Source organism: Pseudomonas sp. HS-18, from assembly GCF_020401845.1.
GTDB lineage: Bacteria > Pseudomonadota > Gammaproteobacteria > Pseudomonadales > Pseudomonadaceae > Pseudomonas > Pseudomonas nitroreducens.
Map to the genome: position 1 here is coordinate 303248 of NZ_CP084413.1, position 14919 is coordinate 318166.

Consider the following 14919-nt stretch of genomic DNA (forward strand, 5'->3'; position numbering starts at 1 on the left):
GGGAGGAGCTAGAGGTCACCGGTCCAGTGGCGCTCGCGCGACACCAGGCGGGAAGTGGGGAGAGGTAGAGCCTTGATGTTCAACATAATGAACAAATTGTGCCAAATTTCAGGTCGCCTGGCAAATCGACGGCCTCTATTTCGCGGTGAAACGCCCATGTTCCGGCATTTCAAAAGCCTGCTGGAAGCAGCGCGCCGTCAGGGTTGTGCAATATTTTGTTCACCTTGTTTTGCCTGCGACAGCGCGCCACAGTCATGACCTGCGCCAGGCCGTTTTCCGCTCCGGCCTGTTAGCATCCAGCATCGATATCCCGTCGGAGACTGTGATGATCGCCCTGCGAGAAGCCTGGAAGGCCGGACTCTTCGGCCGTGAGCATTGGACGCGCAACCTGGTGGCGGGCGTCATCGTCGGGGTGGTCGCCCTGCCGCTGGCCATGGCCTTCGCCATCGCCAGCGGGGTGAAGCCGGAGCAAGGCATCTACACGGCGATCTTCGCCGGCGCCCTGGTCTCGCTGCTGGGCGGCAGCCGGGTGCAGATCGCCGGGCCGACCGGCGCCTTCATCGTCATCCTCGCCGGGGTCACCGCCAAGTACGGCGTCGACGGCCTGCAGATCGCCACGCTGATGGCCGGCGCGATCCTCGTGCTGCTGGGCGTCAGTCGCCTGGGCAGCATCATCCGCTTCATCCCCGCGCCGGTGATCGTCGGCTTCACCGCCGGTATCGGCGTGATCATCTGGGTCGGCCAGTGGAAGGATTTCTTCGGCTTGCCTGCGGTGACCGGCGAACACTTCCACCAGAAGCTCTGGCACCTGATCCAGGCCCTACCGCAACTGCACATCGCGACGACCCTGTTGGCGCTGCTGAGCCTGGCTCTGGTGCTGTTCACCCCGCGCATCGCCGCGTTGCGCCGGGTCCCTGGCCCGCTGGTGGCGATGGTGGTGGTGACGGCGATCCAGTCGCTGTTCCATTTCGACGGCGTGGCCACCATCGGCAGCGCTTTCGGCGGCATTCCCCAGGGCTTGCCCAGCTTCAGCCTGCCGGAAGTGACGCTGCCGCGCGTGCTCGAGCTGATCGGCCCGGCTTTCGCCATCGCCATGCTCGGCGCCATCGAATCGTTGCTCTCGGCGGTGGTTGCCGACGGCATGGCCGGCACCCGTCACGACTCCAACCAGGAGCTGATCGGCCAGGGCATCGCCAACCTGGTTACCCCGCTGTTCGGCGGCATCGCTGCCACCGGCGCCATCGCGCGCACCGCGACCAACATCCGCAACGGCGGCAACAGCCCGCTGGCCGGGATCACCCATGCGGCCACGCTGGTGCTGATCCTGCTGTTTCTCGCGCCGCTGGCCTCGAACATCCCGCTCTGCGCGCTGGCGGCGATCCTCTTCGTGGTGGCCTGGAACATGAGCGAGGCACGGCATTTCCTGTTCATGCTCAAGCGCGCGCCGCGCGCGGACGTGGCCATCCTGCTGGTGACCTTCCTGCTCACGGTGTTCAGCGACCTGGTGATCGCGGTGAACATCGGCGTGATCCTCGCCATGCTGCATTTCCTGCGGCGCATGGCGTCCTCGGTGGAAGTCCACGCCGACGACGGCCCCGAGCTGGACGTGGAGCTGCGCGGCCGTGGCCTTGGCGACCTGCCGCCGGGGGTGCTGGTGTACAGCATCGAGGGGCCGCTGTTCTTCGGCGCGGCGGAGACCTTCGAGCGCGCGCTGGCCAAGACCCATACCGACCCGAAGGTGCTGATCATCCGCCTGCGCCATGTGCCGTTCATGGACATCACCGGCCTGCAGACCCTGCAGGAAGTGATCGAGCAGCTGCAGCGCCGTGGTATCGAAGTGCGGCTGTGCGAAGCCAATGCGCGGGTGCTGGGCAAGCTGCGCAAGGCCGGGGTGCTGGAGGAGATTGGCACCGGGTATCACCCGGATTTCCCGGCGGCGTTGGCGGCGGGTGTGGATCAGTAACGGGAGGATTGGGTGCGTTGGTTTGGCACCCTCTCCCCAGCCCTCTCCCTGAAGGGAGAGGGAGCAGATCGGCGTTACCGGCGTGCTCGGAGTTTCGCTTGAAGCCGAACAGCCCCCTCTCCCTTCGGAGCGGGGCGCGCAGCCAGGGTTAGGGAGAGGGCAAGCCATCGCTGCGAGCTGACAGATCGCGTAGGAGCGGACTCCGTCCGCGAATCCGGCGCGATGCGGACCGATCGCGGACGGAGTCCGCTCCTACGCGAAGATCAGCCCTGCATCAGTTCGGCCAGCAACTCTTCCTTCAACTTCGTCAGCACCGGCTCTCCACGCTCGCGTGGGTGCGGCAGGTCGACCCGCACCTCATGGCGAATCCGCCCCGGCCGCGCGTCCATCACTACCACCCGGTCGCCCAGGTACAGCGCTTCCTCCACATCATGAGTAACCATGATCATGGTGCTGCGCTGCTGCACCCAGATGCGTTGCAGTTCGTGTTGCAGGCGCACGCGGGTGAGGGCGTCGAGGGCGCCGAAGGGTTCGTCGAGCAGCAGCACCTTGGGTTGGGTGATCAGCGCGCGGGCGATGGCCGCGCGTTGCGCCATGCCGCCGGAAAGCTGGTGCGGATAGGCCTGCTCGAAGCCGGTCAGGCCGACCAGCTCCAGGTGCTCGGCGACCCGCTCGCGCTTTTCGGCGCGGCCGAGCTTCTGGTTCTTCAGCGCCAGGGCGACGTTGTCTTCCACGGTCTTCCAGGGGAACAGCCGGTGGTCCTGGAACACGATGCCGCGCTCCAGGCTGGTGCCGGCAACGGCCTTCCCGTCGAGCAGGATGCGCCCGCTGTAGTCGTTCTCCAGCCCGACGATCAGCCGCAGCAGCGAGGATTTGCCGCAGCCGCTGGCGCCGACGATGCTGACGAACTCGCCGGGGCGCACGGTGAGGTCGATGTTCTCCAGCACCGGCAGGCTGCGGCCATCGATGGAATAGGCCTTGCTCAGGCCCTGGATGGCCAGCGCGCCCGATTGCGCCTGCTGGGCAGGAAGGATGGCGGGGTCAAGGATCGCGTTCATGATCGAGGCACTCATGGCAATAGGGTCAGCGCAGGTTGCGCCAGCGCAGCAGGTGGCGGCTGAGGCGGGCGAACAGCTGGTTCATGGCGTAGCCGAGCAGGCCGATGCTGAGCACGCCGATCACTACGATCTCCATGCGCGAGCCGGTCTCGGCGTTCATCATCAGGTTGCCCAGGCCCATGCCGGTGGAGAGGAACAGCTCGCAACCCACCGAGCTGACCCAGGCGAAGGCCAGCGCGTGCAGTACGCCGTTGCTCAGGCTGGGCAGCGCGCCGGGCAGCAGCACTTCGCGGAACTGCTGCCAGGGGCCGAAGGCATACAGTCGGCCGACCTCGCGGTAGCGCTTTTCCACGTCGCGGAAGCCCTCGAAGGCGTTCAGCGTCATCGGGTAGAACGCGGCGAGGCTGACGATCAGCACCTTGGACGGCTCGCCACTGCCGAACCACAGGGCGATCAGCGGGATCAGGCCGAGGATCGGCACCTGGCGGATCGTGTGGTACAGCGGTGCGAACAGCCGCTCCACGGGTCGCGACAAGGCCATCCCGGCGCCCAGTGCGAAACCGGCGAGCGCGCCGATCAGCAGGCCGAGGCAGGTGCGTTGCAGGCTGGCGGCGACACTCAGCCACAGCTCGCCGGTGCGGATCAGCTCGGCAAAACCGGCGCCGATGCGCTCCAGCGGCACGAAGGCATAGGCGGCGCTGGCGCCCTGTTGCGATTGCCAGTGCCAGGCGGCGATCAGCAGCGCCGGCAGCACCAGGCCACGCAGTGATTTGAGCGTGCGGGTCATGGCGTCGGTCTCCAGCGCAGCAGGTGCCTCTCCAGCAGGCGGAAGGCGAAATCGAGCATGAAACCGATGGCGCCGGTGACGATCACCCCGACCATCACGATGTCGATGCGCAGCATCTGCCGGCTCAGCTCGATCATCTGTCCCAGGCCGCTGTCGGCGGCGAGCAGCTCGGCGGCCACCAGTACCATCCAGGCGCGGCTCAGGCTGATGCGCAGGCCGGTGACGATGGGTGGCGCGGCGGCGGGGAAGGCGACGTCGCGCAGCAGGCTCCACAGCGGCAGGCGGTACACGCTGGCGACCTCGAAGTAGCCGCGCGGGATGCCCTTCACCCCCTCGCTGGCGGCCAGCGCCACGGGGAAGAAGGCGGCCTTGGTGACGATCAGGATCTTGAAGGTTTCTTCCACGCCGAAGAACAGGATGAACATCGGGATCAGCGCGATCGACGGCACCTGGCGCAGCGTGTGGAACAACGGTGCGCAGTAGGCTTCAACGGTTTTCGACAGCGCCATGGCGGTGCCGAAGACCAGGCCGCCCAGCGCGCCGATGGTGAAGCCGATGGCCAGGCGCGACAGGCTGTTGACCACGTGCTCGCGCAGCTCGCCGCTGGCCAGCAGGACCTTGAAGCTGGCCCAGACTTCCGCCGGCGGCACCAGCAGTTGCGGGGGGAACCAGCCCGCGCGCGCGGCCATGAACCAGGCGAGCAGCAGGAGCAGCGGCGAGACAAACCAGCTCAGGCGATCCAGGGTACGCGTGGCCATTCAGCCCTCCTGGCCGAGCAGCGGCTCGGTGGTTTGCCGGCGCAGCTTGCGTTGCCAGCAGAACAGCGCAGCCAGCAGCACCAGGGGAATCCAGCAGAGGAACAGGTTGCCCAGCCCGACGAAGTGGCTGATCGCCCCGCCCAGCAGCGCGCCGGAAAAGCTGCCGGACATCGAGGCGAGGTTGAACAGGCCGGAAATCTTGCTCTTGTCCATGGCGTGCTCGCCCAACTGGGCCATGTTCACCAGGTGGATGAGCGCCGCCGCGGCGCTGAGCAGCACGCCGCCCAGGGCCAGCAGCCAATAGTTGTGCGCGCTGCCGAGCAGCAGCAGGGCGAGCAGTGCCGCACTGAGGCTGCCGATGTAGGCAAGGCGCCGGCCGCTGCGCTCGATCAGGTAGCCGAAGCCGAACAGGCCGAGCACCGAGGCCAGGCCCTGGATCATCACCAGGCTCACGGCCTGGCCTTGCGAGAGACCAGCGACGTCCATCGCCAGCAGCAGGATGAAGGTGCCGAACAGCGCGCTGGTGGCGGCGCTGAGCAGTTCGATCAGGCAGCTCTCGGCGATCTCGACATTGGCCAGCATGGCGCCGACCTGTTGCGGCAAGCCGCCGGTGGCGGCCGCGACGGGCACGTCTTCGCTGGGGGCTTCGCCTTCCCAGAAGCCGAGGCTGTAGAAGGCCATCAGGCCGAAGCACAGGCCGATGGCGGCGAAGCCCCAGCTGAAGCTCGTCGCGCCGCTCAGCCAGTTGCCCAGCAGCGGGCCGAGCAGGCCCATGCCCAGGGTCAGCGAACCGCGGTACCAGCCGGCCTTGTCGTTGCCGATGCGCTTGAGCTGGCGCAGGAAGGCACTGTTCATGGCGACGATGCGGAACGGGATGCACAGGCCGATCAGCAGCCGCGCGAAGGCCAGCCACAGCCAGCCGCCGAACAGCGGAATGGCCAGGTTCAGCAGCATCGGCCCGAGGCTGGCGAGGAAGTACACCCGGCGCGCACCGAAGCGTGCGATGACGAAGCCGGCCGGCAGGGTGAGGATCACCATGCCGAGGGCTTCCATGGCCGAGATGATGCCGATCTGCATGGCGTTGGCGCCGATGCTGATGGCGTAGAGCGTGGTGACGATCTTCGCCATGCCGATGGTCGCGCCGCTGAAGGCCGCCAGCAGCATGAAGTTGAGCAGGAAGGCCCCGGGCTTCCCATGCGGGTCAGATGGCGACATCGATCTTCCCCAGCAGGGCTTCCAGCGGGCGCGGGTCGATCCAGTCGTCCACGGAGAAGTCGCGGGCGATGAAATCCCAGCGTTGCAGGAAGCCGGTGAGATCGCGCAGCGAGTTGATCGAGCGCTCGGCGAGGTTGGTCTGCAGGCGCAGGTGGGCGTCCTCGCCATAGGCGCTGGCCACCCAGAATTCGCTGGTGTTCAGCTCGCGAGCGAGGAAGCGGCGGGTCTCCTCCGGGTGCGCCCAGGCCCATTGTTCGGCGCGCAGGATGGTGTCGAGCACCCGCACGGCGGCGTCGAAATGCTCGTCCAGCAACCGTTGGTCGACGGTCAGGGTGCGTGGCGTGCCGATGTTCGAGCGTACCAGCGGCTCGGGGTGCGAGCCGACATCCAGCACCACGTGCAGGCCGAACTCATGGGCCAGCTGCAGGCCATGCGCACCCTTGAGGAAGATGGCATCGATGTCGCCGCGCAGCAGGCCGATCAGCTCGTTGTTGCGCTGCACCACACGGTTGCCCTTGAGCGCCACCTGGGCGCCGAACACATGGCGCACCGGGTCGTCGCTGTAGGTGCCGCCGTAGGGGTAGTCCACCAACTCGACGTCGCGCACTTCCAGGCCTTCCAGACGCAGGGCGTTTTCCAGGCCGCGCAGGGACTGGGCACGGGTGAAGTCGATCTGCACGTTGGCCCACTTCGGCAGGCCGAAGCGCCGGTGGCGCAGGTCGCGGATGCTGCGTACGCCGCTGTCCGGCGCGCTGACGATGAGCTGCACCTCGTCGCTCCACGACAGCCCGATCACCCGCGTGCTCGCGCCGCTGGCGCGAGCCCAGATGGCCGGGATGTTGCCGCCCTGGCGTACCGAGTAGGGCAGGTGGTGATCGAAATGCGCCTCGCGCACCTCACGCTCGGAGGATTCGCGCAGCGACTGGATGCGTGTGCCGAACGGGCGGAAGGCCTGGGCCAGACGCCCGGATTCGACGGCGATGCCGAGTCCCGTGGGAACGGGGCTGTGGGTGTACCAGAGGGTTTCCAGCGGTGTGCTCATGGGTGTCCGTCGGGGTAAGAAAGCCCCCGCGCCGTCGCGCGGGGACCCAGGTCGAGAAACGGAGGGAGTCGCCCTCGTGACGTTGATCAGCCGGTCTTCTGTGCCAGGCGACTGCGCAGGGCTTCGAGCGGGCGAGGGTCGATCCACGCGCGCACGTCGACGCTTGCCGGGATGAAGTTCCAGCGTTGCAGGAAGTCGGTGAAGTCCTGCAGGGCGAGGATCGAGCCTTCGTCCAGGTTGGTGCGCAGGCGCAGGTGGGCGTCCTCGCCGTAGGCGGTGGCGACCCAGAATTCGCTGCTGTTGGTTTCTCGCGCCAGGTAGCGGCGGGTGTCATCCGGGTGCTGGTGGGCCCAGTCCTCGGCGCGCAGCACCGAGGCGAGGATCGCGGTGGCGGCGTCGGGGTGTTGCTCCAGCAGGTTGAGGTCGACGCTCAGGGTGCGCGGCGTGCCGTTGTTGGAGCGGATCAGCGGCTCCGGATGCGCGCCGGTGTCGATCACCGTGTGCAGGCCGAACTGCTGCGCCAGCTGCACGGCATGGGCGCCCTTGAGGAAGATCGCGTCGACTTCGCCACGCAGCAGGCCGACCAGTTCCGGGTTCTGGCTGCGCCGACGGCTGCCGCCATGGCCGGTGATGCCGACGATGTTGCTCGGCGCCTCGTCGCTGAAGGTGCCCTTCAGGCCGAAGTCCACCAGCTCCAGGTCACGCACTTCCAGGCCTTCCAGGCGCAAGGCGTTTTCCAGGCCGCGGATTGCCTGGGCGCGGGTGAAGTCGATTTGCGCGCCGCTCCAGTCGGGCAGGCCGAAGCGCCGGCCCTTGAGGTCGCGCACGGTACGGATGCCGCTCTCGGCGGTGGTCAGGATCAGCTGCGCTTCATCGGCCCAGGACAGGCCGATCACTCGGGTCTCGCGGCCGCTGGCGCGGGCCCAGATGGCCGGGATGTTGCCGCCATGGCGTACCGAGTTCTGCAGCGTGTGGTCGAAGTGCGACTCTCGCACTGCCTGGTCGGCGGACTCGCGCAGCGACTTGATCTGCGTGCCCTGCTCGGCAAGGGCTTCTTCCAGCCAGCCTTTCTGCACGGCGATGCCAAGGCCGGTGGGCACCGGGCAACGGGTGTACCAGAGGGTATCGAGGGGACGGGACATGTGCAGCTCCTTGTGGGTCAGGCGCGGGCCTTGAGTTCGTGGACGTCGGCCCGTTTGCCCTGCACCAGCGGCAGCACTTCCTGGCCGATGCGCAGGGCTTCTTCGAGGTGCGGATTGCCGGCGAGGATGAAGGTGGAGAAACCGGCGTCGCGGTATTCGGCGAGACGCTCGGCGACGTTCTCGTGGCTGCCCACCAGGCCGATGGTCGGCCCCGGCTTGGCCTTGCCGAAGCCGGCCCAGAGGTTGGGGCCCAGGATCAGGTCGTCGAAGCGCTCGACGTTCTGGTGGTAGGCGGTCTGCCGCGCGGCGCCGACGGAATCCGAGCCGGTGGCGAAGTTCTTGATGAAGGCGCTGGTGCGCGCGTCGATGCGCTCGTACTGGCGGCGCAGCTCGCTCCAGGCGGCCTCTTCGGTTTCGCGGGCGAACAGGTCGATGCGGATGCCGAAGCGGATTTCACGGCCCTGCTTGTCGGCCAGCTCGCGCACGCGCTCCAGGTGCGGCTTGAGCTTGTCGATGGGTTCGGCCCAGTTCAGGTAGACGTCGGCGTGCTTCGCCGCGACATCCAGTGCCGGGTCGGAGAAGCCGGAGAAGTACACGCCCGGTTTGCGCACGTTGCGCAGCGCGATGGGCAGTGATCCGTTCTCCAGCTGGTAGATATCGCCCTGGTAGGAGAACTGCTCGTTCTTCCACAGGCCGTCGATGATGTCGAGGAACTCGCCGGTGCGCTGGTAGCGCTTGTCGTGCTCGAGGAAGTCGCCGTTGGCGCGCTGGCTGGCGGGGTTGCCGCCGGTGATGATGTTCCACTCCAGGCGGTCGCGGGACAGGTGCTGGAGGATCGCGGCCTGCTGCGCAGCGTAGGCCGGCAAGGTCCAGGCGGCCTGGAAGGCAATGAGGAACTTGATTCGGCGGGTCTCGCGGGCCAGCGCGGCGGCAGCGATCCACGGCTCCGGTCCGGTGGGCAACAGCGCCCCTTCGAAGCCGGCGATCTCGGCGGCCTTGGCGACCTGGGCGATGTAGTCGATGTAGGTGAAACCGTCCGGTTCGCCGTTGGGCAGGCGGCCCGGGGCGATGTTGCCGGGGCGATCGATGTGGCTGCCGCGGTTGTTCTTGTCCGAGGCGAGATAGGGACCGTCGCTGCCCAGCGGCAGTCGCCAGAAGAATTCGGTGCTCATGGCCTTGCTCCTTTACGTTGCGGGGGCAGCGTCGTGCTGCTCGTGCAAGGTCTTCAGCAAGGGCTGTGCCCAAAGGCTGCAGGCCAGGCAGGGCGAGGCTTTCAGGGTGGTGTGCTGCTACGGCAGCAGGGCGTTTGTCTGTACAGCAGCAGTGGGTCAGCAGGGGATGCTGGGGGGGCAGCAATTTCGCCCGCTCAGCCGTGGCTAGTGTGCTGGTGTGATCGAATTTATTTCTTAACTACCTGATTAATATGGATATTTTTATGTGGCACAAGTCCTGCTCAGTCTCTGCAACACCGCCACGCGGTTCATCCATCCCCGACTGCCAGGAGGCATTCCATGTCCACTCTCGATCCGCAACTCGCCAGCCAGCTCGAACAGGTCCGCCGCGACTTCGCCAAGGCCTTCCGCGTGCTCAAGGAGAGCCGCACCCTCACCGCCACCAACACCTACCAGGCCTATGTGCGCGTGCCGGACAGCGATCAGGTGATCGCCGTCCACGCGCCGACCCCCTGGGCCGACGACCAGGAAATCCGCGCGGTGGTTGCGACCTATGACGGCGAAGTGATCCTCGACGAAAGCATCCCCGGCGCGACTCCGCTCAGTGGCCGTGGTGCTGGTGGCAACGGCAAACGCTATGCGGCGATCTTTCAGGCACGCCCGGAAATCAATGTGGTGATCCACGTCCACACGCCGTACCTCGGCGGCTGGGCCAGCGCCCATCGCGTGCTGCCGATCCGCTACGCCGCTTCCCAGCGTGTGACCCTGGCCCGCGAGCTGCCGATCTACATCGACCGCCGCCAGCCCGAACCACTGTTCATCCTCGACCGTATCGCCGAGAACCCGCACACCCCGGCCATCCTCGAAGCCAACGGCGGCGCGACCTTCTGGAGCGACGACCTGATCAAGGCGTCCAAGCTGATCCTGCTGATCGAGGAAGGCGCCTACTTCCAGGGCCTCGCCGAAGGCCTCGGCGGCTCCCAGGAATTCGGCCCCGGCGTGCTGGAGCAGCAATGGAAAATGACCGGCCTCTGGGAGCAGGGCCAGAAGCTGCTGGGCGCGGCGGCCTGAGTATTCGCCTGAACTGAAAAAGCCCTCTTGCGAGGGCTTTTCTTTTGGCCTGGATTCTTCCGGGTGCTGCGCGCATTGCGCGTCTTTTGTAGGAGCGAGCTCACATTCGCGGCTTTCCGGCGCGCCTTTGTAGGATGGCGTGGAGCGAAGCGATACCCATCGCGTTCGCCCGACCATGGCTGGTGGGTATCGCAAGCTCCACCCATCCTACGGAAAGCGCGAGAGGAAGCGTCCTGTCGATGTCGACTCGGTCAGGCGGCTACCGGCGGTTCCGCAGCGCGCCAACGCAGCCCCAGCGGGAGCAGGAAAAGCGGCAGCAGGCTGGCGACGATCAGCACGGCGAAGAACGGCAGGCGCGAGGGCAGGCTGAACAGCGGGAACAGCAGCACCGGGCCGAGGAACATCGACAGGTACAGCGCCTGCTCGGCCACGCCGCCGGCGCCCATCACGTCGCCGCCACGGCTCATGCGCGGGATGCTGGTGAACACCCAGGCGACGACGAAGCTGCCAACGAAGCCCTGGACGATCTTCGCCACGATGGCGGTGGATGCCGCGATGCCGGGGATGAACACCAGCACCTCCAGCACCACCCCGATCAACGCGCCGCCGACCACGGCCAGCGGGCCGAAGAAGCGCAGGTTGAGCACGAAGCCGGCGAGCAGCCCGGCCAGCACGCTGGAGAGGATGCCGATGGTGGAGATCACGCCGATGGTCGACGGCGCAACGCCCAGGCTGTGGATGAAATAGTCGGGGGTGATGGTCACCAGGCCCAGCGCCACGGTCAGCGGTGCGCCCACGGCCAGCGCAAGGCGCAGCACGGACGGGTCGGCGTAGAGGCGGAAGGTCTGGCGCAGGGAGTGGCGCTCACTGCGGGTCGCCAGGTTCACCGATGGCAGCAGCGGCGTCGCCAGCAGCAGGACCAGCAACACCAGTGCGTGGCCGCTGAAGGCGTTGCGCCATTCGCCATGCTGGCCGCCGACATAGGGTGCCACGGCGAAGATGGCGATGGCGCCGCCCAGGGGCGAGGCTACCGACCAGAACGCCAGCGCGGTGGTGCGGCGATGGCCTTCGGTGGTGTGCACCAGCAGGGCGAGTGCGGCGAGCACCACGCTGATGTAGCCGGCGCCTTCGATGACACGCAGGGTGATCAGCGTGGTGAAATCTTCAGTGTGGCTCGCCAGGTAGCTGCACGCCGCCGCCAGCAACAGGCCGAAGACGATGGCACGGCGTTCGCCGACCCGCGCCACGATCCAGTTGACCAGCGGCGAGGCGAGGGCGGCGACCACCGCCACCGCCGACACGACCCAGCTGGCCCGCGAGGGGCTGACCGAGAAGGCGTTGGCGATGTCGGCGACCAGCAGGATGGTCTTGCCGTGGCACGCCGCGATGATCACGGCGAAGGCCAGGGTGAGCAGGATCGAGGGCCAGCTTCCGGCACGCATCGGGGAATCCTCTTTGAGAGTTGGGTTGGAATGGCTGTCTGTTTTCCGGGAAAGCCTGTGCCGGCGCTTTCCCCCTCACCCCAGCCCTCTCCCTCAAGAAGAGGGGGTGGTCCGCGCCGGCTGATGCGGTGGTTCCATCCGGCGCCGAACGGTGCCCTTTCCCGCTTGAGGAGCGGGGCGCGTAGCCAGGGGGCAGGGTGAGGAGGCTTTGATCTGGATAAGCCGCGCCTCAGCGCCGCGAAATGTTCAGCACCTGCAGCTCGCTGAAGGCCTCATAGCCGCGCTGCCCGCCTTCGTAGCCGAGCCCGCTCCACTTGTGCCCGCCCTTGGGCGCGCCGGGCTGGATGTGGCCGTGCTGGTTGACCCAGGCCAGGCCCGCCTCCAGCCGCCCGGCGATGGCTTCGCCGCGCGCCAGGTCCCGGGTCCACACCGAGGCGCCGAGGCCGTAGTGGCTGGCGTTGGCCTGGGTAATGGCGTCCTCTTCGTTGCGGAAGGAGATCACCGGCAACACCGGGCCGAACTGTTCCTCGTCCACCAGCGCGGCGCCGGCCGCCACGCCGCTGACCAGGGTCGGCGGGTAGAAGTAGCCGGGACCGTCGGGCCGTACGCCGCCGCTGCGGATGCGTGCTCCGTGAGCCTTGGCGTCTTCCACCAGGGCGATGACCCGTTCCAGTTGCTGTGCGTTGGTCAGCGGCCCCAGTTCCGTCTGCGGGTCGAGCCCATGACCGAGGCGGGTGCGCTGGGCGCGCTCGGCGAGTTTCGCCAGTAGCGGTTCGAACAGGCTGTCATGCACGTACAGGCGCTTGATCGCAAAGCACACCTGGCCGCTGTTCCAGAAGGCGCCCCAGAACAGCGGTTCGACGATGGCGTCGAGGTCGGCGTCTTCCAGTACCAGCGCGGCGTCGTTGCCGCCCAGTTCCAGGGTAAGACGCTTGAGGTCGTCCCCCGCGCCGGCATACAGGCGCTTGCCGGTGGCGACGCTGCCGGTGAAGGTCACGTGGCGCACTCGCGGATGACGTACCAGGTGTTCGCCAACCTCGCCCGCACCGGCAACCACGTTGAACACGCCAGCGGGGAACACATCGCCCAGCAGTCGCGCCAGCAGCAGGGTAGACAGCGGCGTGTGCTCCGAGGGCTTGGCCACCACGGTGTTGCCGGCGTGCAGGGCAGGCGCGATCTTCAATACCAGCAGGATCAGCGGGACGTTCCACGGGGTGATCGCGGCGACCACCCCCAGCGGTTTGCGGGTGATGCGCACCAGGCGCTCGCCGTCGTCGCGCAACTGGGTGTCGGCGGGTAGCTCCAGCTGCGCGTGGTGCTCGAAAGTGGCGGCGACGCCAGCCACTTCCTCCAGGGTCGAGCGCAGTGGGCGACCCTGTTCGCGGGTGATCAGCTCGGCCAGCGCCTGGGCATTCTCGCGTACTCGTTCGGCGGCTCGGGCCAGGCTCTGGCGGCGGACGTCGAGATCGCTGGCCCAGGCAGGGAAGGCGCGGTGTGCGGCATCCACCGCCGCGTCGACCTGCTCCAGGCTGGCGCGGGCGGCTTCGCCAACGATTTCTTCGCTGGCCGGGTCGATCACCTGGTCGTAGTGCTCGGCCGCCTGCAGGCGACCATCGATCAGCAGTTCATAGCGTGACATGGCGAGTTCCTCAGGCACCGCCCAGGATGGCGTCGGCGATTTTCTCGGCGAGCATCAGGGTCGGCAGGTTGGTGTTGGCGGTGGGGATCACCGGGATGATCGAGGCGTCGGCGACACGCAGGCCTTCCACGCCATGGACGCGACCGGCGCTGTCGACCACGGCCTGCGGGTCATCGGCGGTGCCGATGCGGCAGGTACCGCTGGGGTGCCAGACGCCGCCTATGTGCTGCCGCAGGTAGGCTTCCAGCGCCGTGTCGTCGGCCAGCAGGGTTTCCAGCTTCGGCCCGCCCGGTTGCGGCACGGCGAAGGGGGTAAGCGCCAATTGCAGTTCGTAGCGCGCCAGGACCGGGTGCTTGAACAGGCGCTGGATGGTGCGCAGCGCCACACGTGCGCGTTGCAGATCGCGAGGGTCGGAGAGCAGGTTGAAATCGACGTGCGGCGGGCTTGCCGGGTCGCGATCGCGCAAGGTCAGGCGGCCACTGGAGCTGGGTTTGTTGATCCAGAACAGCGCGTGGGCCACGCCGCGCTCGGCGTCCGCGCCGATGGCCAGGTAGAGGTCCGAGGGCGTGTCCGGATCGACGCCCGAGGACACCCGGATACCCAGTTGATGCGAGGTGCCGGGCCGTGCCAGCACGGCGTCCGAGCGGGCGGCATCGCCCAGGGTGGCGAGGGTGCCCAGCGAGCTGTGCTCCCACAGGTTGCCGCCGACGCCGGGGCGGTCGGCGATCACCTCGATGCCCATCTCCTGCAACTGGCTGGCCGGGCCGATGCCGCTACGCAGCAGGAAGGCCGGCGATTGCAGCGCTCCGGCGGCGAGGATGACTTCGCCAGCCCCCACGGTGACGTGCTCACCGTTACGTTGCAGTTCGACGCCGGTGATGCGCGTGCCCTCGCGTTGCAGGCCGAGTACCTGGCTGTCGGTCCACAGCGTCAGGTTGGGCCGTGCGCGCACTGCTTCATCGAGGTAGCCGCGGGCGGCGGACACGCGCTGGCCATGCTCCAAGTTTACCGCGGGGGCGAAGTAGCCGTCGTCGAACACGCCGTTCTGGTCGCCGATGTCGCGCAGGCCTTCGGCTTGCAGTGCCGAGACCACGGAGCGGGTGAAGGGCGTCCAGTCGCGGGTGGAGACGCGGCTGATCGGGATCGGCCCGTCATGCCCGTGCAGCGGGCCGGCGTAGTCGGTGTCGCGTTCGAGCTTGCGGAAGTACGGCAGCACGTCGTCCCAGCCCCAGCCTTCGGCACCCAGCGCTGCCCACTGGTCGTAGTCGCGCGGCAGACCACGGTTGGCCACCAGCACGTTGACGCTGGAGCCGCCGCCGAGCACGCGGGCCTGCTCGAGATAGCGCTCGGGGCGCTCGATGCCTTCGGGCTGCGCACCGTGGCGGACGCTCAGGTCCGGCCAGAAATAGCGATCGCGCAGTTCCAGGCGCAGGCGGAAGGGGTTGTGGCCGTCGAGGATTTCCGCCGGCGTGGCGTGGGGTGGGGTGTCCGGGCCGGCTTCGATGAGCAGGACGTGGCGTTGCGGGTCGGCGCTGAGGCGGCTGGCAAGCACGCTGCCGGCGCTGCCGCCGCCGACGATGATGTGGTCGTAGCGAGGAGTGGTCATGTCGCCTCCCGGCCCGGCGCTCCC

At 67.7% G+C, this 14919-nt stretch carries 12 protein-coding genes; 2 read left to right on the forward strand and 10 right to left on the reverse strand.

Annotated elements, in window-relative coordinates:
* The first annotated feature begins 325 nt into the window (after positions 1-325).
* Positions 326-1963 (forward strand): SulP family inorganic anion transporter, encoded by a 1638-nt coding sequence (locus LDJ84_RS01440; protein WP_024766313.1) that lies wholly within the window; start codon positions 326-328, stop codon positions 1961-1963.
* 263 nt (positions 1964-2226) lie between these two features.
* Here LDJ84_RS01440 and LDJ84_RS01445 read toward each other — a convergent pair whose 3' ends face one another.
* The 7 genes from LDJ84_RS01445 to LDJ84_RS01475 all read right to left on the reverse strand — a co-directional run bounded on the left by LDJ84_RS01445 (position 2227) and on the right by LDJ84_RS01475 (position 9137).
* Positions 2227-3021: an ABC transporter ATP-binding protein gene (locus LDJ84_RS01445; protein WP_065086300.1), complete on the reverse strand. Its 795-nt coding sequence runs from the start codon at positions 3019-3021 to the stop codon at positions 2227-2229.
* A gap of 25 nt (positions 3022-3046) precedes the next feature.
* Entirely contained in the window at positions 3047-3808 is a 762-nt protein-coding gene (locus tag LDJ84_RS01450) for an ABC transporter permease (RefSeq protein WP_037014639.1), read from the reverse strand.
* Positions 3805-4566, reverse strand: coding sequence for an ABC transporter permease (locus LDJ84_RS01455; RefSeq protein ID WP_226045797.1), 762 nt, complete (start codon positions 4564-4566; stop codon positions 3805-3807). The genes LDJ84_RS01450 and LDJ84_RS01455 overlap by 4 nt, the downstream gene beginning before the upstream one ends.
* Positions 4567-5781: an MFS transporter gene (locus tag LDJ84_RS01460; protein ID WP_226045798.1), complete on the reverse strand. Its 1215-nt coding sequence runs from the start codon at positions 5779-5781 to the stop codon at positions 4567-4569.
* A complete protein-coding gene (locus tag LDJ84_RS01465; protein WP_024766374.1) occupies positions 5768-6823 on the reverse strand; it encodes an ABC transporter substrate-binding protein in 1056 nt (351 codons plus the stop codon). Before LDJ84_RS01465 ends, LDJ84_RS01460 begins: the two co-directional genes overlap by 14 nt.
* A gap of 86 nt (positions 6824-6909) precedes the next feature.
* Positions 6910-7965 carry an ABC transporter substrate-binding protein gene (locus tag LDJ84_RS01470; protein WP_193452854.1) on the reverse strand — a complete coding sequence of 352 codons (1056 nt, stop codon included), beginning with the start codon at positions 7963-7965 and terminating at the stop codon, positions 6910-6912.
* Positions 7966-7982: 17 nt separating this feature from the next.
* Entirely contained in the window at positions 7983-9137 is a 1155-nt protein-coding gene (locus LDJ84_RS01475; RefSeq protein ID WP_024766376.1) for an LLM class flavin-dependent oxidoreductase, read from the reverse strand.
* 339 nt (positions 9138-9476) lie between these two features.
* Between LDJ84_RS01475 and LDJ84_RS01480 the strand changes: the two genes are divergently transcribed.
* Positions 9477-10208 carry a class II aldolase/adducin family protein gene (locus tag LDJ84_RS01480; RefSeq protein WP_024766378.1) on the forward strand — a complete coding sequence of 244 codons (732 nt, stop codon included), beginning with the start codon at positions 9477-9479 and terminating at the stop codon, positions 10206-10208.
* 251 nt (positions 10209-10459) lie between these two features.
* Here LDJ84_RS01480 and LDJ84_RS01485 read toward each other — a convergent pair whose 3' ends face one another.
* From LDJ84_RS01485 to LDJ84_RS01495, 3 genes are all read right to left on the reverse strand, one after another.
* Positions 10460-11650, reverse strand: coding sequence for an MFS transporter (locus LDJ84_RS01485; RefSeq protein WP_226045799.1), 1191 nt, complete (start codon positions 11648-11650; stop codon positions 10460-10462).
* A 229-nt stretch (positions 11651-11879) separates the two neighbouring features.
* The gene (locus LDJ84_RS01490) at positions 11880-13289 is read right to left on the reverse strand and encodes an aldehyde dehydrogenase family protein (protein ID WP_226045800.1); all 1410 of its coding nucleotides are present in this window, start codon (positions 13287-13289) and stop codon (positions 11880-11882) included.
* A gap of 10 nt (positions 13290-13299) precedes the next feature.
* Positions 13300-14895 carry a GMC family oxidoreductase gene (locus LDJ84_RS01495; RefSeq protein ID WP_226045801.1) on the reverse strand — a complete coding sequence of 532 codons (1596 nt, stop codon included), beginning with the start codon at positions 14893-14895 and terminating at the stop codon, positions 13300-13302.
* Between the last annotated feature and the right edge of the window lie 24 nt (positions 14896-14919).